This is a genomic window from Streptomyces sp. V3I7 (assembly GCF_030817495.1).
GTDB lineage: Bacteria > Actinomycetota > Actinomycetes > Streptomycetales > Streptomycetaceae > Streptomyces.
The window spans coordinates 1,320,746-1,341,809 of record NZ_JAUSZK010000001.1 but is presented as its reverse complement, the minus strand read 5'-3'; the positions used below and the strand labels follow the sequence as shown (position 1 = coordinate 1,341,809).

Annotated in this window: 16 protein-coding genes and 4 pseudogenes; 10 read left to right on the top strand and 10 right to left on the bottom strand. The window is 71.5% G+C overall.

Annotated elements, in window-relative coordinates:
- Window positions 1–84 precede the first annotated feature (84 nt).
- Both QFZ74_RS06420 and QFZ74_RS06415 read left to right on the top strand, forming a co-directional pair.
- The gene (locus QFZ74_RS06420; RefSeq protein ID WP_307619806.1) at window positions 85–3,504 is read left to right on the top strand and encodes a DNA polymerase III subunit alpha; all 3,420 of its coding nucleotides are present in this window, start codon (window positions 85–87) and stop codon (window positions 3,502–3,504) included.
- Window positions 3,501–4,511: a hypothetical protein gene (locus tag QFZ74_RS06415; protein WP_307619805.1), complete on the top strand. Its 1,011-nt coding sequence runs from the start codon at window positions 3,501–3,503 to the stop codon at window positions 4,509–4,511. Before QFZ74_RS06420 ends, QFZ74_RS06415 begins: the two co-directional genes overlap by 4 nt.
- 17 nt (window positions 4,512–4,528) lie before the next feature.
- On the opposite strand, the pseudogene QFZ74_RS06410 reads toward QFZ74_RS06415, so the two are convergent.
- Window positions 4,529–4,812: pseudogene (locus tag QFZ74_RS06410) on the bottom strand (cupin domain-containing protein).
- Here QFZ74_RS06410 and QFZ74_RS06405 point away from each other — a divergent pair.
- The 4 genes from QFZ74_RS06405 (at window position 4,745) to QFZ74_RS06390 (ending at window position 7,349) form a co-directional block, all read left to right on the top strand.
- Window positions 4,745–5,095 carry a MarR family winged helix-turn-helix transcriptional regulator gene (locus QFZ74_RS06405; protein WP_307619804.1) on the top strand — a complete coding sequence of 117 codons (351 nt, stop codon included), beginning with the start codon at window positions 4,745–4,747 and terminating at the stop codon, window positions 5,093–5,095. The pseudogene QFZ74_RS06410 and the gene QFZ74_RS06405 sit on opposite strands and share 68 nt — an antisense overlap.
- Before the next feature lie 170 nt (window positions 5,096–5,265).
- A complete protein-coding gene (locus QFZ74_RS06400) occupies window positions 5,266–6,129 on the top strand; it encodes a triacylglycerol lipase (protein WP_307619803.1) in 864 nt (287 codons plus the stop codon).
- Between the two features lie 88 nt (window positions 6,130–6,217).
- Window positions 6,218–6,682, top strand: coding sequence for a GNAT family N-acetyltransferase (locus QFZ74_RS06395; protein ID WP_307619802.1), 465 nt, complete (start codon window positions 6,218–6,220; stop codon window positions 6,680–6,682).
- A gap of 67 nt (window positions 6,683–6,749) precedes the next feature.
- Window positions 6,750–7,349 carry a class I SAM-dependent methyltransferase gene (locus QFZ74_RS06390; RefSeq protein WP_307619801.1) on the top strand — a complete coding sequence of 200 codons (600 nt, stop codon included), beginning with the start codon at window positions 6,750–6,752 and terminating at the stop codon, window positions 7,347–7,349.
- Window positions 7,350–7,363: 14 nt separating this feature from the next.
- Here the strand turns inward: QFZ74_RS06390 and QFZ74_RS06385 are convergent, their stop codons facing one another.
- Together QFZ74_RS06385 and QFZ74_RS06380 are read right to left on the bottom strand one after the other, a co-directional pair.
- Window positions 7,364–7,864: a DUF402 domain-containing protein gene (locus QFZ74_RS06385; RefSeq protein WP_307619800.1), complete on the bottom strand. Its 501-nt coding sequence runs from the start codon at window positions 7,862–7,864 to the stop codon at window positions 7,364–7,366.
- Window positions 7,845–8,810, bottom strand: coding sequence for a GNAT family N-acetyltransferase (locus QFZ74_RS06380; RefSeq protein ID WP_307619799.1), 966 nt, complete (start codon window positions 8,808–8,810; stop codon window positions 7,845–7,847). The genes QFZ74_RS06385 and QFZ74_RS06380 overlap by 20 nt, the downstream gene beginning before the upstream one ends.
- A gap of 71 nt (window positions 8,811–8,881) precedes the next feature.
- On the opposite strand from QFZ74_RS06380, the gene QFZ74_RS06375 reads away from it, so the two are divergent.
- Window positions 8,882–9,250: a GntR family transcriptional regulator gene (locus QFZ74_RS06375; protein WP_307619798.1), complete on the top strand. Its 369-nt coding sequence runs from the start codon at window positions 8,882–8,884 to the stop codon at window positions 9,248–9,250.
- Between the two features lie 30 nt (window positions 9,251–9,280).
- Here the strand turns inward: QFZ74_RS06375 and QFZ74_RS06370 are convergent, their stop codons facing one another.
- Together QFZ74_RS06370 and tnpA are read right to left on the bottom strand one after the other, a co-directional pair.
- Entirely contained in the window at window positions 9,281–10,054 is a 774-nt protein-coding gene (locus QFZ74_RS06370; protein WP_307619797.1) for a DUF72 domain-containing protein, read from the bottom strand.
- Window positions 10,055–10,260: 206 nt separating this feature from the next.
- Window positions 10,261–10,563: pseudogene (gene tnpA, locus QFZ74_RS06365) on the bottom strand (IS200/IS605 family transposase); the annotation flags it as partial.
- Between tnpA and QFZ74_RS06360 the strand changes: the two are divergent.
- A pseudogene (locus tag QFZ74_RS06360) lies at window positions 10,560–10,787 on the top strand (zinc ribbon domain-containing protein); the annotation flags it as partial. The pseudogenes tnpA and QFZ74_RS06360 sit on opposite strands and share 4 nt — an antisense overlap.
- Window positions 10,788–10,843: 56 nt before the next feature.
- Here the strand turns inward: QFZ74_RS06360 and QFZ74_RS06355 are convergent.
- Window positions 10,844–11,938 carry a DUF5925 domain-containing protein gene (locus tag QFZ74_RS06355; protein ID WP_307619796.1) on the bottom strand — a complete coding sequence of 365 codons (1,095 nt, stop codon included), beginning with the start codon at window positions 11,936–11,938 and terminating at the stop codon, window positions 10,844–10,846.
- Between the two features lie 188 nt (window positions 11,939–12,126).
- Between QFZ74_RS06355 and QFZ74_RS06350 the strand changes: the two genes are divergently transcribed.
- Window positions 12,127–13,488 carry a xylan 1,4-beta-xylosidase gene (locus QFZ74_RS06350; RefSeq protein ID WP_307619795.1) on the top strand — a complete coding sequence of 454 codons (1,362 nt, stop codon included), beginning with the start codon at window positions 12,127–12,129 and terminating at the stop codon, window positions 13,486–13,488.
- A 393-nt stretch (window positions 13,489–13,881) separates the two neighbouring features.
- Window positions 13,882–14,697, top strand: coding sequence for an SGNH/GDSL hydrolase family protein (locus QFZ74_RS06345; protein ID WP_307619794.1), 816 nt, complete (start codon window positions 13,882–13,884; stop codon window positions 14,695–14,697).
- A gap of 31 nt (window positions 14,698–14,728) precedes the next feature.
- Here the strand turns inward: QFZ74_RS06345 and QFZ74_RS06340 are convergent, their stop codons facing one another.
- The 4 genes and pseudogenes from QFZ74_RS06340 to QFZ74_RS06325 all read right to left on the bottom strand — a co-directional run bounded on the left by QFZ74_RS06340 (window position 14,729) and on the right by QFZ74_RS06325 (window position 21,002).
- Window positions 14,729–16,357: a serine/threonine-protein kinase gene (locus tag QFZ74_RS06340; RefSeq protein WP_307619793.1), complete on the bottom strand. Its 1,629-nt coding sequence runs from the start codon at window positions 16,355–16,357 to the stop codon at window positions 14,729–14,731.
- Window positions 16,358–16,383: 26 nt separating this feature from the next.
- Window positions 16,384–17,901: a nickel transporter gene (locus QFZ74_RS06335; protein ID WP_307619792.1), complete on the bottom strand. Its 1,518-nt coding sequence runs from the start codon at window positions 17,899–17,901 to the stop codon at window positions 16,384–16,386.
- Window positions 17,898–19,352, bottom strand: coding sequence for a lipopolysaccharide assembly protein LapB (locus QFZ74_RS06330; RefSeq protein WP_307619791.1), 1,455 nt, complete (start codon window positions 19,350–19,352; stop codon window positions 17,898–17,900). The genes QFZ74_RS06335 and QFZ74_RS06330 overlap by 4 nt, the downstream gene beginning before the upstream one ends.
- A 107-nt stretch (window positions 19,353–19,459) precedes the next feature.
- A pseudogene (locus QFZ74_RS06325) lies at window positions 19,460–21,002 on the bottom strand (DUF4331 domain-containing protein).
- Window positions 21,003–21,064: the final 62 nt, after the last annotated feature.

Here is a 21,064-nt window from a genome sequence, read left to right as displayed (position 1 = left end):
TACAGGTGTTCGGGAATGGGGGTATGGTGGAGGTGGAACTGATGTTCGATAGCCGATTGGGGCTCATGAGTACGGGAGGTGTGGGTGCCGGGCTTCACGCATCTGCACACCGTCTCCGGGTTCTCCTTGCGCTACGGCGCCTCGCACCCGGAGCGGCTGGCCGAGCGCGCCTCGGAGCGGGGGATGGATGCCCTCGCCCTCACTGACCGGGACACCCTCGCGGGCGCGGTTCGTTTCGCCAAGGCCTGTGCGCGGGTCGGTGTTCGTCCTTTGTTCGGGGTGGATCTGGCGGTCGGGGAGCCTGTGCGCCGGGAGCGGCGTCGTACCCCTGTGCGTGGGGGTGCCTTTGTCGATGAGTCCGTTCCTCGCGTGACCTTCCTTGCCCGTGACGGGGCTCGGGGGTGGGCCGATCTGTGCCGGCTGGTCAGCGCTGCTCATGGGGGCGGCGACGGGGCGCCTCGGCTTGACTGGGGTGACAACCGTGGTGACGGGCTGGTGGTGCTGCTGGGGCCTGAGTCCGACGTGGGGCGTGCTCTGGCCGCGGGGCGGCCGGATCGTGCCGCCAGGTTGGTGGGGCCCTGGAGGGATGTCTATGGGGACGGTCTGCGGTTGGAGGTCGTCTGGCATGGGCGGGCGGGGACCGGGAGCGGTTCTCTGCGGCTTGCCGCTCGTACGGTGGGGTTCGCGGTCGAGCAGGGGATCCGGCCTGTGCTCAGCAACGCCGTGCGGTACGCCGACCAGGGGCTGGGGGGCGTGGCCGATGTTCTGGACGCCGCGCGTCGGCTGGTTCCGATCGACCCCGGGAAGGAGCTGGACTCCGGCGAGGCCTGGCTGAAGGGGGGCGGGGCCATGCTGGAGATCGCCGAGCGGGTTGTGGAGGCTGCGGGGTACCGGCGTGACCTCGCCCCTCGGCTGCTGGCGGAGGTGGAGGCTGTTGCCGCCATGTGTGTGGTCGATCCCGAGGACGATCTGGGCATGGGGGCTGTTCATTTCCCTGAGGCGCGTCTGGTGGGGGCCGGGCGGCGCAGTGCCCAGCGGGCGCTGGCCTCACGGGCGGCTGCGGGGATGGTGTCGCGGGGATATGAGGGGCGGAGGCAGTACTGGGAGCGGATGCATGACGAGTTGGGGATCATCGCCCATCATGGGTTCGCTTCTTATTTCCTGACGGTCGCTCAGGTGGTCGATGACGTACGGGAGATGGGGATTCGGGTTGCCGCTCGGGGGTCCGGGGCCGGGTCGTTGGTCAATCATCTTCTGGGTATCGCGCATGCCGATCCCATGGAGCACGGGTTGTTGATGGAGCGCTTCCTGTCGAGGGAGCGTGTTGTCCTGCCCGATATCGACATCGACGTGGAGTCCGCTCGCCGGCTGGAGGTCTATCGGGCGATCATCGAGCGGTTCGGTGCCGAGCGGGTGGCCACGGTTTCCATGCCCGAGACGTATCGGGTGCGGCATGCCATTCGGGACGTGGGCGCTGCCTTGTCCATGGATCCGGCCGATATCGATCGCATCGCCAAGTCCTTTCCGCATATCCGGGCGCGCGATGCTCGCGCCGCATTGGAGGAGCTGCCCGAGCTGAAGCGGCTCGCGGGGGAGAAGGAGCGGTACGGCAGGTTGTGGGAGCTGGTCGAGGCTCTGGACGCTCTGCCGCGCGGTGTGGCCATGCATCCGTGCGGAGTGATCCTTTCCGATGCCTCTCTGCTGTCGCGTACGCCGGTCGTGCCGACCAGTGGGGAGGGGTTTCCCATGTCGCAGTTCGACAAGGAGGACGTCGAGGATCTCGGGCTGCTCAAGCTCGATGTGCTCGGGGTGCGGATGCAGTCGGCCATGGCGCATGCGGTGGGCGAGGTGGAGCGGGCCACCGGGGAGCGGATCGATCTGGATTCCCTGAAGGACGGGGATGCCGAGACGTATCGGCTGATTCGGTCCACCGAGACGCTGGGGTGCTTCCAGATCGAGTCGCCGGGGCAGCGGGATCTGGTCGGGCGGCTTCAGCCGGCCACTTTCCATGACCTGGTCGTCGACATCTCGCTGTTCCGGCCGGGGCCGGTGGCCGCCGACATGGTGCGGCCCTTCATCGAGGCGCGGCACGGGCGGGCGCCGGTGCGTTGTCCGCATCCGGATCTGGAGGGGCCGCTGCGGGACACGTACGGGGTCGTCGTCTTTCACGAGCAGATCATCGACATCGTCGCCATCATGACCGGGTGTGGGCGCGGTGAGGCGGACCGGGTGCGGCGGGGGTTGTCCGACGCGGAGTCGCAGGGGCGGATCCGGGTGTGGTTCGCACAGCGGGCGGAGGAGCGCGGGTACGACGCAGAAACGATTCGGCGGACGTGGGAGATCATCGAGGCGTTCGGCAGTTATGGGTTCTGCAAGGCACATGCGGTCGCTTTTGCCGTGCCGACGTATCAGTCGGCGTGGCTGAAGGCGCATCATCCGGCCGCCTTCTATGCCGGGCTGCTCACGCATGACCCCGGGATGTATCCGAAGCGGCTGCTGCTGGCGGACGCGCGGCGGCGTGGGGTGCCGATCCTGCCGTTGGACGTGAACCGGTCGGCGGTCGATTATCGGGTCGAACTGGTGTCTGATTCGCCTGTGGTGTGGGGGCTTCGGCTGGCTCTTTCCGATGTGTATGGCATCAGTGAGGCCGAGGCGGCTCGGATCGCGGAGGGGCAGCCCTATGTCTCGCTGCTGGACTTCTGGGAGCGGGCCCGGCCGAGTCGGCCCCTGGCCGGACGGCTCGCGCAGGTGGGGGCGTTGGATGCCTTCGGCGCCAATCGGCGTGATCTGCAACTTCACTTGACCGAGTTGCATCGGGGGGCACGAGGTGTCGGTGGTGGTCAACTGCCCTTGAGCGGAGGGCGGGAGGCTGCCTCTGCAGGGCTGCCCGATCTGTCCGCGGCGGAGCGGCTCAGTGCCGAGCTGGGTGTGCTGTCCATGGACGCCTCGCGCAACCTGATGGACGACCACCAGGAGTTCCTGCGGGAGTTGGGCGTGGTGTCGGCGCGGCGGCTGCGGGAGGCGCGGCACGGGGAGACGGTGCTGGTCGCCGGAACCAAGGTGGCCACCCAGACGCCGCCGATCCGGTCCGGCAAGCGCGTCATCTTCACCACGCTGGACGACGGGACGGGACTGGTCGACCTTGCCTTCTTCGACGACTCCCATGACGCGTGTGCGCACACCGTCTTCCATTCCTGGCTGCTGCTGGTGCGCGGAGTGGTGCAGCGGCGTGGTCCGCGCAGTCTCAGTGTGGTCGGCGCCGCCGCCTGGAACCTCGCCGAGCTGACCGAGCTGCGCGCCGAGGGCGGCCTGAGCGAGGTGGCCGCGCGGCTGGCGGAGCCGGTGGGGGAGGAGGCCGACGGGGACCGGGACCCGACCCATGGCCGTCGTATCCGTATGTCCACCGGATACGCGATGCACCCGTGGGCCGATCTGCGACCGGCGGGCCAGGACCCTTCACAGGTACGGAAGTTGTGGCACCAGAGTCCGGGGAGTGCGGGATGACCATCCTCTGCGTACGTTTCCAGCTGCCTCCGATGTACGAGGCCGCCCTGCCGGGGCTGCTCGGGCTGCTGGAGGAGTTCACGCCGGTCGTCGAGGCCCTGCCGCCCGACGGTGCGCTGCTCGATCTGCGGGGCGCCGAGCGCTACTTCGGGCGCAGCGCCGTCGAGTTGGCGGCTGTGCTGCGGGTGCGGGCGCTCGCGCTGTACGGCGTCGACTGCGTGATCGGCGCCGGGCCGGGGCCGATGCTGGCCCGCATGGCGCTGCGCGACGCCCGGCCCGGGGTGACCTGTGTCGTTCCCGAAGGGCCGGACGCCCTCGCGGAGTTCCTCGCCAGGCGGCCCGTCATCGCGCTTCCCGGCGTCGGGCCCGCGACCGCCCGCACCCTGTGCGAGTACGGGCTCGACACCCTCGGCCGGGTCGCCGGCGCGCCGCTGTCCACGCTCCAGCGGCTGGTCGGCGCGAAGGCCGGCCGCGAGCTGCACGAGAAGGCGAACGGCATCGACCGTGACCGGGTGACCCCGAACGCGGTGTCCCGTTCGGTGTCGGCCGAACGCTCCTTCTCCCGTGACGAGGTGGACTCGTTCCGGCATCGCCGCGCCCTGCTCTCGTCCGCCGACGAGCTGGGTGCCCGACTGCGTTCCCTGGAGAAGGTCTGTCGCACCCTGACCCTCACCGTGCGCTACGCCGACCTCCCCCGCTCTCGAACCGGCTCGAGCGGGGGGACCCCCACCTCGACCACCCGCACCCGCACCCTCGGCGAACCGACCGCGCACTCCGCCGCGCTGACGAGGGAGGCGTACGGCATGTACGAGGCCCTCGGCCTGCAACGCGCCCGCGTCCGCGCCCTCACCCTCCGCGCCGAGGGCCTCGCCCCCGCGGAACAGGCCTCCCGCCAGCTCTCCTTCGACCCCGTCGACGAAAAGGTCCGCCGCATCGAGGAGGTCGCGGACCGGGCCCGCGCGAAGTTCGGGCCGCGGGCTGTGATGCCGGGGACGTTGGCGGCGTGACGCCGGTGATTCCGTGGTCAGTTGGCCCAGGGCGGCGTGATGCGCGTCCCGTCGGCCAGCTCGGCCTCCAGCCCGATGGACGTCGTGACCCATGAGATCGCGGTCTGCTCGGTCGGGTTCTCGACGGCGAGGGTCGCGCCCGGGTTGATGATCACGGTGTCGCCCGCGGAGATGCGCTCGGTGCGGCCGTCGAGCACAGTTCCTTGCTGCCGCTGAGCGGGGTGGCGTGCGAGATGAAGCGGGGGCCATGGATCTCGTGGGTCACGATCGCGCGGCTCGCGCCCGACGGGGCCACGGTCACCGAGCTCGCCGGGCATCTCGGGGTGACGAAGCAGGCGGCCAGTCAACTCGTCGACGAGATCGTGCGGAAGGGGTACGCCGAGCGGCGACCGCATCCCGAGGATGCCCGGGCGCGGCTGGTCGTGCTCACCGAGCGGGGGTGGGCGTGTACCCGGGCGGCGGAGGAGGCGGCCGCCGAGGTCGTGGGGGCGTGGGGCGTCATCCTCGGTGAGGACTCGGTACGCGTGTTGCGGGAGTGTCTGGAGGGGATTGCGGCTTACGGTCCGGTCAGGCCTGTCTGGTGACGGTCCGTAGGCAGGTGGCTGTGTTCCGGGTTTGATGGAAGTTTTTACTGACACGTAGCTTCACAGTGGGGCTACTCGCTCGTAACTTGACGAATGAACAGCATCCTCGTGATCCGGATCACAGGGAGTACGGCCGTCGCACCTCCCTTGAGCCGCAAGGAGATCACACGATGCTGCCCTGGAAGCGAGTGGTCAGACCCCTCACCGCACTCCTGCTGACCGCTGCCGTCGCCGTCGTACCCGCCGCCACCGCCAACGCGGAATCCACGGGGCCCAGCAGTGGTTGGAACGACTTCTCTTGCAGGCCGTCCGCGGCCCACCCCCGTCCCGTCGTGCTGGTCCACGGCACGCTGGGGAACTCCGTCGACAACTGGGTGTCACTGGCGCCGTATCTGAAGGACCGCGGATACTGCGTCTTCTCCCTCGACTACGGGCAACTGTCCGGCGTCCCCGTCTTCTACGGCCTCGGGCCCGTCGACAAGTCGGCAGAGCAGCTGTCGGTCTACGTCGACAAGGTGCTCGGTGCCACCGGAGCCGCCAAGGCCGACCTGGTCGGTCACTCCCAGGGCGGCATGATGCCCCGCTACTACCTGAAGTTCCTCGGCGGCGCCGCCAAGGTGAACGCCCTCGTCGGCATCGCCCCCAGCAACCACGGCACCGACCTCAACGGCCTCACCAGCCTGCTGCCGTACTTCCCCGGCGCCGAGGACCTGATCAAGGCCACCACCCCCGCCATGGCCGACCAGATCACCGGGTCCGACCTCCTCACCAAGCTCAACGCGGGCGGCGACACCGTCCCCGGCGTCCACTACACCGTCATCGCCACCAAGTACGACGAGGTGGTCACCCCCTGGCGCAGCCAGTTCCTGAGCGGAACGGACGTCAAGAACGTCCTGCTCCAGGACCTGTGCTCGCTCGACCTCTCCGAGCACGTGGCGATCGGCACCACCGACCGGATCGCCTTCCACGAGGTCGCCAACGCCCTCGACCCCGCGCACGCCACCCCCACCACCTGCGCGTCGGTCTTCAGCTGAGGCCGACTCCGAGGTCGTGCGCATCCCCGGGGCCTGACCGGCCGAACCGCCGGTCAGGCCCCGGGCTTTGATGGGTACTGTGCGCGGCATGACACATGAAGGGGTCCAGAGCGCGGGGGTCCGCGCGGCCGTCGCCGCCGACGTGCCGGCCGTGAAGGCCGTGACCGACATGGCGTACCACCACTACATCGAGCGCATCGGAGTAGTGCCACAACCCATGGAGGCGGACCACATGGCGAACGTGGCGGGCGGAAAGGTGTTCGTCACCGGGTCGCCCGTGATCGGTCTCGTCGTGGTCGAGGCGTTTTCGGACCACCTGTTTCTCGACAGCATCGCCGTCCGCCCCGACGCGCACGGCACCGGCGTCGGCGGGCGGTTGCTGCGCTTCGTGGACGTCCGCGCGCGGGAGTTGGGGCTGAGCGAGGTGCGGCTCTACACCAATGCCCTGATGTGGGAGAACCAGAAGATCTATCCGCGGTACGGCTACGAGGTGGTGGAGCGGCGGGTGGACGGTCCCTGCGACCGCATCCACTACCGCAAGCGGCTCGACTGACCGGCCGGGGCCGATTGTCAGTGGCGGGTGCCACGCTTGGGTCATGACGACGAACGGGAGCGATCGCATGGCTGTGGCAGGGGTGGACGTCGACTGGGACGCCGAGGCGCGCGGCTTCGACGAGGAGCCGGATCACGGGCTGCGCGACCCCGAGGTCCGTGCGGCATGGGCCGAGCGGCTCGCGGCGTGGCTGCCCGCACCGGCCGCCGATGTGCTCGACCTCGGGTGCGGCACCGGCAGTCTGTCGCTCCTCGCCGCCGAGCAGGGGCACCGGATCACCGGCGTCGACCGGTCCGCGCGCATGACGGAGCTGGCCCGCGCCAAGTTCGGACAGGCCGGCCGGCAGGCGGTGTTCCTCGACGGTGACGCGGCCGCGCCGCCGGTGGGGGAGCGGCGGTTCGACGTCGTTCTCGTACGGCATGTGCTGTGGACGCTGCCCGACCGCGTGCTGGCGCACTGGCGGGAACTGCTGCGGCCCGGAGGGCGTTTCGTGCTGGTCGAGGGGGTGTGGGGGACGATCGCACCGGTCGGGATATCCGCCGGCCGGCTCACCCGGCTGCTGGAACCGCTCGCCGCGTCCGTGCGTGTGGAGCGGCTGTCGGACGACGCCCGGCTGTGGGGGAAGGACGTGGACGACGAGCGGTACGCGGTGGTGGCGACGGTGTGAGCCCGGCCGGCCGGTCAGGCCAGCAGCGTCGTGAAGTCGTCCGTGCGGGCCAGGGACTCCAGCTCGTCCAGCGCGGCGACGGCGGCGGCCGCCGCCTGGGGGTCCCGGTCCGCGAGGCCGCTCTCCGCGAACTCGTCCTCGTCCAGGCGCCGTACGTCCTTGCCGTCGGCGGAGCGCCACAGGTCCAGGTCGAGGTCCTCGACGACCAGGTCCGCGCCGGTGAGGGTGGCCGGGCGGGTGATGTCGCAGTACCAGCCCTTGAGGGAGCCGTCGGCGGCGCGGACCTCCTTCACCGCGTACCAGCGGTCGCGCCAGTAGTACTCGGTGAAGACGTCACCGGGTTCGAAGCGCACGAAGCCGAAGTCACGGGTGCCGGCCCCCGCCCAGGCGGCGCGTACGGTGATCCGGGTGCCGTCGTCGTCGAGCAGCTCGCTCGCGTAACGGATCTTCGTACGGCCGCCCTTGACGAGGACGACGTCCACAAGGCGTGCGGGATCAGCCGAGTTCGCGGACATAGCGCACCTCCGTTCCACAGATCTCGTAGCCGAGCCAGCGGTTCACCACGAGCATCGGGTCGTTGCCGGTGTCGTTGCCCGTGAGCGCCTCGGTGTACCCGGCGGCGCGGGCGCGGTGCAGGGAGTCGTTCTTCACGAGCTTGGCCAGACCGCGGCCGCGGAAGGCGCGGGCGGTGCCGGTCATGGCGGTGGCGATGGGGGTCCCCCCGCTCGAGCGGAGTCGAGAGTGGGGGAGGGTGCCGCCGTCGGTCCACGCCACGCTGAACGCGGCGGGGCGGCCGTCGACGACGGCGACCGAGGTCAGCTCCCGGTCGAGCAGCGGGTGCTGCCAGCTCTCCTCGACCCACGCCTCGAAGTCGGTGAACTCGGAGTCGACATCGCTCGGTTCGTCCGCCATCGTCTCCGCGTCCAGGGTGAACAGCGGGCGCGGGTCGTCCGCGTAGTCGGCGGCCGTGCGCAGTTCGACGCCGGGCGGGAGGGGCTGCCGGGGCGGCAGCGTGTCCTTGGTCAGGTCGCGGCGCAGGAAGTGGGCGGAGCGGCTGCTCCGGTATCCGTGCCGCTCGGCGAAGGCGCGGTTGCCGGGCCCGTCCAGGACCCAGGCGAACAGCTTGGTCGCGCCGTGCGCCGCCAGGTGCTCCTCGGCGGCGCGGACCAGGGCGGTGCCGGCGCCCCGCCCGGTGCGACCCGGATGGACGTAGATGTTGAGGAAGCCCTGGCCGGGCTCCGGGCTGTCATGGGCGAGGCTGGTCTGGGCCGTGCCGATCACCTCGCCGTCCTCCTGCGCGACGAGGGACCGGAAGCGGGCCTTCGGGGACGTGTGGACGAGGCGGTGGAGGATGGCGGCCGGCGTCCACAGGATGAACGGAAGGGCGAGATGGCGGACATGGGCGAAGTCCCCTACGTCGGCGGGGTCCTCCTGGCGGAGGTCGCGCACGGTCACTGTCATGGAGACGCACGTTACGGCGCGGGCAAACGGGTATGCCTCCCATTTTCCGGCGGGTGCGGGACAATCGCTGCGTGACCTTGAAGATCCACATCGACGACAGCGCAGCGCCGTACGAGCAGGTGCGGGCCCAGATCTCCGAGCAGGCCCGGTCCGGGGCGCTGCCCGTGGGATACCGGCTGCCGACCGTGCGCGGGCTGGCCGAGTCGCTGGGGCTGGCCGCGAACACGGTCGCCAAGGCCTACCGGGCCCTGGAGACGGACGGCGTGATCGAGACGCGGGGGCGCAACGGCACGTTCGTCGCGGCCGCCGGCCAGGCCGCGGACCGGGAGGCGGCGACGGCCGCGCAGGCCTACGCCGAGCGCGTACGGCGCCTCGGACTGGGCGAGGCCGACGCCCTCGCCGCCGTACGGGACGCCCTGCGCGCCGCCTACGAGGACTGAACCTGCTGCGTCCGGCAGCGCAGCGACGCCTCAGGAGCGCGCCGCGAGTTCCGCGGGGGTGCGTGTCACCGTCAGGCCCGCCTTCTCCGCCGTCCGCGCGAAGGCCGCCGCGTCCTTCACCGCCGCCCCGCGCGAGTCGTTGTTGAAGTAGGTGAACACGTCGTCGGCGTCGGACCAGGTGGTCGCGATCCGGTCGACCCACGTCTCCAGCGCCTGGGCGCCGTAGCGCGGCCGCGGGCGGGCGCGTCCTTCGTGCAGGCGCAGATAGCCCCAGTCCGTGGTGCGCCACAGTGGGGTGACGGGGTGGGCCTGGACGTCGGCCCAGCACAGGGCCGCGCCCCGCGCCTGAAGGACGTCCCGGGTCTCCCGTGTCCACCAGGTGTCGTTGCGGGGCTCCACCGCGACCCGGGTCCCGGACGGGAAGCAGGCGAGGCAGGCGTCCAGCAGGGGCGGGTCGGCCTGCAGGTTCGGCGGGAGCTGGAGGAGGATCGGGCCCAGATGGGGGCCGAGGCCCGCCGCGTGGCTCATCAGCCGGTGCACCGGCTCCTCGGGATCGCGCAGCCGTTTGATGTGCGTGAGATAGCGGCTCGCCTTCACCGCCACCACGAAGCCCTCGGGCAGCCGGCTGCGCCAGCCCTCGAAGTTCTCCCGCGTCGGCAGCCGGTAGAACGCGTTGTTCAGCTCCACCGTGTCGAAGTGCCGGGTGTACTCCTCCAGCCACAGGCGCATCGGGCAGCCGGCGGGGTAGAGGACGCCCCGCCAGGACTTGTACTGCCACCCCGACGTCCCGACGTACAGGGTCATACGTCCATCAAAGCACCCTCGTATGCGCCGGGCGCGCTACCGGGATTTATTCGCAGTGCCCCGGCGTTCACGCCGGGGGTGAAGCGAATCTGATGGTGGCGACGCGGAGCGTCGCGGATTTAAGGTCCGGCGGAGCCGGACACCGCAGTTCTTCGTCTGCGGTGCGGAGTGTCGCGAGGGCTGGTCCCGGCGGAGCCGGGCGGTGCTCACACCGGCCGGTTCTGCTGTTCGATGTACTGCTTGACCACGGTGAGCGGGGCGCCGCCGACGGTTCCGGCGAAGTAGGAGCCGGACCACAGCTTGTTGGCCCGCCAGTAGTGGCGTACCAGGTCGGGGAACTCCTGGCGCAGACGGCGCGAGGAGACGCCCTTGAGGGAGTTGACCAGCTTGGTCACGGCGACCTTGGGCGGGAAATTCACCAGCAGGTGAACGTGGTTGTCCTCGCCGTTGAACTCCACCAGCTCGCACTCGAAGTCCGTGCACACGGATCGCATGATCTCCTCCATGCGCACAGTGCCTACCAGACGGACCCAAGCCCCTCGATGTCCGGGAGTGGACGTGCGCCGCCTGCGGCGCGGTCCACGACCGGGACATCAATGCCGCGATCAACGTGAAGACGGCCGCCGGACTGGCGGTATCGGCCTGCGGAGCGCCGATGAGACCAGAACTCGCTCTGGCACAGCGCGAAGAAACAGGAAGCCACGGATTCCCGACCCAAGCCCGTGCCGCGTAGCGGCACGGGAATGGAACGGAAGGCCAGAATCCTCGGGCTTCAGCCCGAGGTGCAAGTCAAAGATACAGCCCCGCGTCCGCCTCGTCCCGGGCTCCCGGCACCGAGGTCGGGGAGGCGCCCCGGCGCAGCGCGTACAGCTCGGCCAGCGTCGCCCCCTCGCGGGCCACGCCCTCCTCCGTGCCCAGCCAGTTCACGGCCTCGCGGCGGGTCAGCGGCCCCACCTCGATACGGGCCAGGCAGCGGCCGGGGCGCACCACGGCGGGATGCAGGCGCTCCAGGTCCTCGTTGGTGGTGACACCGACCAGGACGTTGCGGCCCTGGCCGAGCAGGCCGTCGGTGAGGTTGAGCAGCCGGGACAGGGCCTGGCCCGCCGTGTGCTTGGCCTCGCCCCGGATCAGCTCGTCGCAGTCCTCCAGGAGCAGCAGCCGCCAGCGGCCCTTTCCCGTCGCGTCGTCCTCGCCGATCGCGATGTCCATCAGATAGCCGACGTCGGAGAACAGGCGCTCGGGGTCGAGGACGCAGTCCACCTGGCACCAGTCGCGCCAGGAACGGGCGAGCGTGCGCAGCGCCGAGGTCTTGCCGGTGCCCGGCGGTCCGTGCAGCAGCAGGAGCCGGCCCGCGATGTCCTCGGGCGTCGTCTTCATCAGGCGGTCCATCGCCTCGGCCACCGGGGCCGTGTAGTTGGGGCGCACCTCGTCCCAGGTGCCCGCCGAGATCTGGCGGGTCGTACGGTGCGGGCCGCGCCTCGGGGAGACGTACCAGAAGCCCATCGTCACGTTCTCGGGCTGCGGTTCCGGCTCGTCCGCCGCGCCGTCCGTCGCCTCGTCGAGCATCTGGGCCGCGAGCTCCGCGGTGGTCGCGGTCACCGTGACGTCGGCGCCGCGGTTCCAGCGCGAGATCAGCAGGGTCCAGTCGTCGCCCTCCGCGAGGGTCGCGCTGCGGTCGTCGTCGCGGGCCACACGCAGCACACGGGCGCCGTGCGGCAGCAGCGTCGCCCCGGAGCGGACCCGGTCGATGGTGACCGCGTGCGAGTACGGCTGCTCGCCCGTCGCGAACCGGCCGAGGAACAGCGCGTCGACGACGTCGGACGGCGAGTCGGAGTCGTCGACGTGGAGCCGGATCGGCAGGGCGTCGTGCGGGTTGGCAGACATGCCGCCATGATCCGGCACACAGGCGGCGCATGCACCCCGTTTCCCCCAGGGCGCGTTGAGTGTCGTGTGCTCCGTGCGGCGGATGTGGCGTCGCCGCGGCACCGGCCGGCCGCCCCTTCGGCCGTGACGAAGCCGTGCGTCGCCGAGACCTGCCCGGCGCCCGGCTCCCGCCGACACTGTTGTCCTTGATGACACGTCATGGGGGGAATGCGGGTACGGGGACGACGCGGCGGTGGCGGCTCACCGCTCTGCTCGGCGTGGGCGCGGCCGTACTGGCCCTGATGGTGACCCTGATCGCCACGCTTCCCGGGGACGGCGGCAGCACCGCCGGAACCTCGCGCGAGGGCGACAAGGCGCACGGCACGCCGGCGACCCCGCCGACCCGGGCGGAGCCGTACGTGGGCTGGGGATTCACCCACACCCAGTACAGCGCCGACGAGGGCGGCGCGGCGGCCACCGGGCGTGTCGCCGAGCGGCTGGCGGCGAGCGCGGGGCTGCCGCAGAACCAGGCCATCATGGGCTGGGGTGCCGACAACCCCGAGCCGGTGAAGGGGCGTTACGACTTCGGCGCGCTGGACCGCCGTATCGACTTCGTCCGTCGCTCCAAGGGCACCCCGGTCATCACCCTGTGCTGTTCGCCGGACTGGATGAAGGGCGGCAGGTCCGGTGCCGGCGACACCGACTGGAGCCAGGCTGCCCTGGAGACCGCGCCGCCCCCCGCCCACTACCAGGACTTCGCCGACCTCGCGGCGACGGTCGCCAGGCGCTATCCGGACGTACGCCACTTCATCGTCTGGAACGAGTTCAAGGGCTTCTGGAACGACGTCAGGGGCCGCTGGGACTACGAGGGGTACACCGCGATGTACAACCTCGTGTACAAGGCGCTGAAGAAGGTCGACCGAGACATCATGGTCGGCGGCCCCTACCTCGTCATGGACAGCGTCGACCCGCGCCAGGGCGACGCCTCGAAGACCTTCAAGGGGCCCTGGGGCGCCATGGACCAGCGGGTCCTCGACGCCTTCGACTACTGGAACACCCACAAGGCGGGCGCCGACTTCGTGGTCGTCGACGGCTCCAGCTACACCAACGACGACGAACTGCTGCTCGACGAGTTCGCGGCCACCGACAAGCTCACGGCCGTCGGCGACTGGGTGCGCCGCAGGACCCGGGACCTGCCGCTGTGGTGGGCCGAGTGCTACGTCGAGCCCGCCGACGCCGACGACGAGCGCAAGGGCTGGTCCGAGCCCCACCGCGACGCCGTCCAGGCCGCCGGGATGATCGCCATGGCCAAGGGCGGCGCCGACTCCGGCCGGGTACGACTGCGCGCGCACCGAGGAGACCGCCGCGAGGATGTCGTCCCAGCGGTCCTCGGTGTACACGCAGATCACGACGGAGATGCCGGGCTCTCTCAAGACACCTCTCCCGCGGCCGAGTCGAGCGCGGCCGAGTCGAGCGCGACCGCGTCGAGCCGCACGGCGTCCAGGCCGGCCGCGCCCGGCAGCGGCGACTGCCGCTCGCGGCGGCGCAGCTCACGCCGGTTGGACCCGTGACGGCGCGTCCGAGTCGGTGAGCGCGAGGAACGCGCCCACCGCGCAGGTGGCCGTCACGGCCCCCGCGAGCAGCGGAGACAGGACCCTCCCCGGACCCGTCGATGGCCGCCCGGCACCGACTTCCGAAGGTGTCCTGATGCGCGACGTCTGCATGGCCGACTTTGCCCCCCGAAGTGCCGGATGCCGGGCTTCAATGTCGCGCAGCGCCAACGAGCCCGTCAAGAAGCACAGTTGGTGACTCATCCGGATTTGGCAGCGTAGGGAATCGGACAAGGCGGCCGGTTCGTAACGGAAGCTGTTGAGTCCTGAAAAAAGTCTTGGCATGGACACTTCCCGTCAACGCGCGTAGTTGGTACCACAGTTGAGGCAGAGATCCTGCTAATGGGAGGTTCCATGAGACGTTTCCGACTTTCGGCTTACGTGAGCGCGCTCCTCCTCGCCGCCGGCTTCGCCCTCACCGGGGCGGCCGAGGCGCAGGCGTCCCCCCAACTCGCCATCACCGGCGGCTATGTGTCCCTGGGTGACTCCTACGCGTCCGGTGTCGGAGCGGGCAACTACATCAGCACCAGCGGCTCGTGCGACCGCAGCACGAACGCGCACCCGTACACCTGGAACGCGGCGCACCACCCCGCGTCGTTCGCCTTCAACGCCTGCTCCGGCGCCACGACGGACGACGTGATGGCCAACCAGCTCGGCTCGCTCAACTCCTCGACCGGCCTCGTCTCCGTCACCGTCGGAGGCAATGACGCGGGCTTCTCCGACGTCATGATGACCTGCGTGGTCGGATCCGACAGCGACTGCGTCAACCGGATCAACACAGCGAAGGCGTACATCAACAACACGCTGCCCGGCAAACTCAACACCGTCTACTCGGCCGTCCGCGGCCGTGCCCCGTCGGCTCGCGTGGTCGTGCTCGGCTACCCCCGCTTCTACAAGCTCAACGTGGCAGGGTGCGTCGGCCTGTCCGAGACCAAGCGCTCCGCGATCAACAGTGCGGCCGACACCATAGACGGCGTCATACAGAACCGCGCCGCTGCCTACGGCTTCGTCTTCGGTGACGTCCGCACCACCTTCGCCGGCCACGAGCTCTGCACCGGCGACGACTGGCTGCACAGCGTCGACTGGGGCGACTTCGGCCAGTCCTACCACCCGACCGCTCTCGGTCAGAACAACGGCTACCTGCCGGTGCTCACCAACGCGGCGGGCTGAACCGTCACGTCAGACCTGCGGCGCCCGAACCTCAGGGTGATGCCGTAGGTGAGGCGGAGGCCCCGTCCGTCGGGGTCTCCGTCGTCTCGCAGCGCACCGAGAACGGGACGGCCTCGGACGCCGTCCGCACCGGACCGCGCACCTCCACATGGATCTCGTTCTCGACGGTCCCCAACGCGTCGTACGTCGTGACGACCACCTTGTCCCGCTTGGACGCGCCGCCCCCCTCCGGGAACGCCAGCGTCTTCCAGCCCGGGTCGGACACCGTCCCGTGCTTCGCCACCCACCGGTACTCCACCCTCGCGGGCAGCCGGCCAACCGTGAACGTCGCCGTGAAGGCCGGCGCGTGCGCGGCCGGCGGCGGACAGGGCCCGGAGTACGAGGTGTTCTCGCCCGTCAGCGTGACGCGCACCGTCTGCGCGGGGCGGCTGCTCGGCGGATCGCTGCTCGGGGACTTCGATGGCGCGTCGCTCGTCGATGACTCGGAACTATGAGTGGGCGCGGGCGTGTTGACGCTCACGCTCGGATCGCCCCCGGTCGCACGCCCGTCGCCGCGGTTGTCGTCGCGGTTCAGCAGCGCGTACGTCAGCCCGCCCAGCGCGAGCGCGAGGGCGAGCAGCCCCGCGACCAGGACGGCGACGGACCGGCGGTCGCGGCGCGGCTCGGAACCCGTGGTCCAGGCGTCCGCCGGTCCGGCAGGCAGGGGCATCGGCGGGGTCGGGGACTGCGGCTGCGGCGACGCCGCGACCGTCGTGGCCTCCGGTGCCGCCGCGTACCCGGCGCCCGCGCGCGGCGTACCTCCCCCAGAGGGGGCACCCCCAGCCGCGACGAGCCGCAGGTCCCGTTCGGCCACGTCGGCGGGCAGCCGCTCGGCCGGATCCTTGCGCAACAGGCCCTCGATGACCGGGGTCAGTGGTCCGGCGTGGCGCGGCGGCGGGAACTCCTCGTCGACGACGGCCCGCAGCGTGCCGAGCGGGGTGTCCTGCCGGAACGGCGAACTGCCCTCGACGGCCGCGTACAGCAGCACGCCCAGCGACCACAGGTCCGACTCGGGGCCCGGTGTGCGCCCCAACGCCCGCTCGGGGGACACGAATTCGGGCGAGCCGATCACCTCGCCGGTCATCGTCAGCTGTGAGCTGCCCTCGACCATGGCGATGCCGAAGTCGGTGAGCACCACCCGGCCGTCGTTGGCCAGGAGCACGTTGCCCGGCTTCACGTCCCGGTGCAGCACCCCGGCGGCGTGCGCGGCCCGCAGCGCGGACACCACCTGCGCGCCGACGTCCGCGGCCCGCTGCGGGGACAGCGGACCCTCCGCCTCCAGCACGTCGGCGAGGGACAGCCCGCGGACCAACTCCATGACGACCCAGGGCCTTCCGCCCTCCAGCGCCACGTCGTACACCATCACCACGTTGCGGTTCGCGACCCGGGCCGCGGCCCACGCCTCGCGCTCCAGACGGGCGTACATCCGCTCGACGTCCGGGGCGGGCAGCCCGGCCGGGGCCCGCACCTCCTTGACGGCGACCTCGCGGTGCAGCACCTCGTCACGGGCGCGCCACACGGTTCCCATGCCGCCCTCGCCGAGCGGGGACAGGAGACGGTAGCGGCCACCGATCACACGTTCACTGCCCGGCACTTCGGTCACGGGAGCCCCCCACGGCATCGCGCGCGATTTCTCGACAAAGTAGCTCACCCGAACGCGGAAGCCGCCCCCTTGAGCACCAGTCCGACGCCCAGGGCCACGACGACGCACGCGGACGCCAGGGGCGTCGTCCGGCGTACGAGTGCGGCCACGGGGTGGGTGGTCCAGCGGGGGCGCCTCTCCATCACCCGGGTCATTCCCGTACCCAGCCTGACGACGGCGAACCCGGCCGCGGTCAGAGTCAGCGCGAGTCCGGCGCCGTACGCGACGACGAGCAGCAGCCCGAACCAGGCCTGACCCAGCGCCGCCGCACCGACCAGGACCACCACGGCGGACGGGCTGGGCACGAGCCCGCCCGCGAAGCCGAGCAGGATCGTGCCCCGCAGGGTCGGCGCGACGGGGTGGGTGTGGGTATGGCCGCCGTGCGTGTGCGTGTGGAGCGGTGGAGCAGCTCCGGCGTGCGCTCCGACCAGGGCCAACTGGCGTTCTGGAACGGCATGGTGGACGTGCTGGTGAGGCGCGTCCGTGGGGGACCGGTGGGGCCAGGCCCGTCGTACGAGGGTCACGCCCGCGCCCGTCACCAGCATCCCGCTCGCGATGCCGAGCCAGGCGATCACCGACGGTGTGGCCGCCGAACCGGCTGTGACCAGCAGCCCCAGCGCGACGACGCCCAGGGTGTGGGTGACCGTGACCGACGCGGCCAGCGGCAGTACGTCCTTCAACCGGGCCCGGCCACCGCGGGCGGCGGCCGTCGCGGCCATCAGCGTCTTGCCGTGGCCTGGGGCGAGCGCGTGCAGCGCGCCCAGACCGGTCGCGATGACCAGCGCGAGGGCGGCGAAGCCGAGGGTGCGGTCGTGGCGCGCGACGAGGTCGTCCAGGGCGCGCGTCCAGCGGTCGACGCCACGCGGCAGGACGGAGGCGGCGGGGGAGTCCTGCCGCTGCTCCCCGAGGGCCGGTCCGCCCGCGCGCACGCGTACGGTGGCGCTGGTGGTGTCGTCCGGCGACGTCAGCAACTCCGTTGGGTAGTGGGTGAGTTCTCGCGAGCGCGAACCAGCGGGGACGTCCGAGGCGGTGAGCGTCGTCCGGTCGCCGCGTGCGGTGATCTCCCGCCAGCCGGGGCCGGTGGAGGCGCCCGCGCTGTGGAAGCCGAGCGTGACGGTGCCGGCCTCGGGGAGCCGCGCGGTGAGCCGGCACTCCACGCGCAGGGTGTCGAGCCCGGCCTGCCCCGGGCGCAGCCGCGCGGTGCTGTCGCCGACGGTCAGGTCGGTCCTGCGGCCGTCGACCGTGAGCGTGCTGCCCTCGGCGGCCGCCGCGCACCGCCGCCGCGCCCACTCGGCCAGGCCGAGGCGTTCGATGCCGGGCCTGGCCTGGGTCGCCGGGATCTCGGCGAGGTCCTCGACGTGGTTGACGCGGAGCCGGCCGGGAGCGGCGACGAGACCGTCGTAGCGGTTGACGGTGAAGTTGCCGAGGGGGTGAGCGCTCGCGCTCGTGGTGGGGCCGAGCACGAGTGCGCAGGCGGTCGTGAGGACCGCCGCCGCCGAGGCGAACAGCCGACGGGGCTTCACCGGGCCGCCTCCGAACTCTTCAGCGCCGTACGGGCGTTGCGCGCACCCAGCGGCGAGAAGCCGGGGTTCAGCTTCAGAGCCGATGTGAGAGACGCGCGGCCGTCCGCGCGGTGACCGGCGGCGAGTTCGATGGTGCCGCGGTGGTAGAGGAACGACGCGTTGCGGTAGCCGGTGGCCGTGGCGCGGCGGGCGTAGGGGAGGGCCTGCCGGTCCTCGCCGTTGACGTGCAGCGCCCAGGCGAGGGCGTCCGCCGTGTGCACGGTGCGGCGGCGGGCCCACTCGGCGCGGGCGGCCTTCAGGGCGGCCGCCCTGTCACCGTGGTCGGCGGCGGCGAGCGCGGTGTCGAGATCGGCGTTGACGCCGCCCGCGCGGGCCAGCGCGATCCAGGCGTCGACGAGGGCGTACTGCTCGCGGGCCCTCGCCCGGTCGCCGTCCGCCCCTCGGGCCTCGTACAGCTCGCCGAGCTCCACGAGCGGGCCGGGCAGCGGATACCGCGCGACGACGAGCTCCAACCCCTTGATGGCGGCGCCCCGTTGACCACTCGCGGCCTGGGCGCGGGCCCGCCCCTCGAGGGCGGGGAGGTAGTGATCGTCGGCGGCGAGAGCGCGGGCGTGAAAGGAGAGGGCGCTCTCGTAGTCGCCCTGGTTCCAGGCGAGTTGACCGAGCTGGGCGGCGACGTACGCGACGTCCCCGGGGGAGGTGGCGCCGGCCAGAGCCTGCTTCAGTACGCGGCGGGCGGTCCGTACGTCGCCGCGCAGCTCGTGGACGTAGGCGTACCGCGTGAAGACCGGGATGCCCGGACGGCGTTCGTCGGCGGTGTCGGCGGCCTGGGAGGCCTCGTCGTAGCGGCCGAGTTCGACCAGGGCGTCGATGCGGGAGGACAGGGCGCGTTCGCTGTACGGGTTCTGGCCCAGGGCCCGGTCCGCGGCGGTGAGGGCGTACGGGAAGTCGTGCCGGGCGGCGGCGAGGGCGGCGCGGTCGGCCAGGGCCTGGTCGTTGTCCGGGGCGAGGCGGAGCGAACGGGCCAGGGCCTTCTCCGCCTGCGGGTAGCGGGCCGGGTCGCCCTTGGCCCGTGCCTGTTCGACGTAGGCGAGCCCGAGCGTGGCCCAGGCTCCCGAGTCCCTCGGCTGGCCGCGCAGGTGGGCCTGGAGGGCGGCGATGGCGGATTCGAGGTCGCCGCCGGCCGTGAGCCCGGGCGGCACGGCGTCGGACGCGGCCGCCACGGTCGCCGCCGGCCGGTCGTCCCGTGCCGCCCCGACGGCGACGGCCCCGCCCGTGAGCGCGACGGCCAGCAGGACCGCACACCCGGCCAGCCGGGCGGCCCGCGGGCGACGGCTCGCAGGAGCGTGCCGCTCCTCTGCGGGCGGCAGGTCCTCCGACGGCGGGATCGCCGCCGGGCCCGCCAACTCGACTGGTTCTGCTGGCTCATTGCCGGTCGTGCGCGGGGTCATGCCCTGTACTCCTCGGTCGCCTGAGGGATCGCGTGCGGGGTGGCGCGGCCCGCGCCGTGGGGGATGTGGGGGACGCGGGCCGCGCCGGTCGGTGGGGCCGGGCCGGGTCAGTACGGGCGCTGCAGCCGGCGCCGCCACCAGGCGAGGGCGGTGCCGATCAGCAGGATCCCGGCCGCGCCCGAGGCCGCCGAGGCGGCGATCACAACGGTGTCCCCGGAGCCGCCGGCCGACGAGCCCGCCGGCTTCAGGGCGTCGCCGAGCTGGCTGCGTACGTCGGCACCCTTGGTCGTGCCCTGGGCGAGCGCGCCGCGCGAACCGGACGTCGGCTGGGCGACGTACGGGAAGCTCTTCTCGAACTTCTTGTCGTTCTTGTCGACCGCGTCGCCCAAGTCGTTCTTGGCGCCGACCAGTTCGCCCTCGACCACCTGGAGGGAGACGTCGATCACGTCGTCCGTCAGCCGGCGGCCGTTGGGGAAGCCCGCGTTGTCGCCGTCGAGCACGCCCAGCCGCTTGGGGTGGGCGCTCGGCTCGATCGACGTGTTGAGGCGCAGCTCCTCCGCCGGGCGCACGTTCGGCGGCTGGTTGAGTCCCTTGACGCCCTTGAGGAAGACGTCGACCAGGTCGTTGCGGGGCTCGGCGGGGGCCTTGATCTTGTAGATCCCCTCGATGAGCTTGGGCAGTTCGGGGTTGGTGACGTTCTTCAGGAACTGGGCGTCGTCCCAGGGCGCGGACGCGTTGAACTTGTCCTTGTCCTTCTGCGGGTTGACGACCTCGTTGACCAGGGGGCTGCCGAGGCGCGAGACCTGTGTGTAGGAGCCCCGGGCGTTCCGGCGCTGCGTGGTCGACCAGATGCCGACGACCGGCTGGTGCGCAGACTGGCGGATCATGTCGTTCGGCACCTGCAGGGCGATCGTGTTGACGTTGTAGCCCTTGAGCGTGTCCCGGCCGACCTCGGAGAGGTTCCCGCCGTACAGCAGGTCGAAGACGCGCAGGTCCAGGAAGAACGGGTCGTCGGCCTGCCCGGCGAAGGCCGTGGCACCGGCCGCCGTCTTGTACACAGCCTGCGAGCGCAGCTTGCCGTAGTCCGGCATCGACGCCTTGCCGACGTTCGACGGCGCCACGGGGATGTCGTCCGCGAGCTTCGTCCTCGACACCACGTGCTGGTTCTTCAGCTTGACGAGGTCGATGTCGAACGTCTGCGTGATGTTGAGGTCCGGGTCGTCGAGGCTGGTGACCGGGCCTGTGTTGTAGAGGAAGGTGTCGCCGTTCTTGCGATGGGTCCTGAAGGTGTAGCGGAAGAGCAACTCACCTTGCGCGTCGCCGTTGTTGTCGATATGGAGGTCGTACTGGGCGTCGTCCGCGAAGATGTGGAAGTTCGGGCCGCCCGCCGGTTCCTCGAACGGGATCCAGTTCGCCACGATCGTCGTGGTGTCGGGCTTGTCGGGGCTGACGAACGCGTACACGTCCGTGTTGTCGTACTGCGGGGTCCCCGAGATCAGCGGGGCCTCCCGGTGCGAGGAGGCGGAGGCCGCCCCCGGTTCCAGCGTGGCCACTGAGGCGGCCGCGAGCCCCCCCGGCGGCCAGCCCACCACAGATGAGTTGGACCAGGCCTGCGCGTCCCGCACCGCTCCTGGAAAGTAGAGGTGTCATGCCGTCCGTCCTCGGTGTCAACTTGCCTGACACCCGGGCATTCGAAGCGGTGCGCGCCCCGG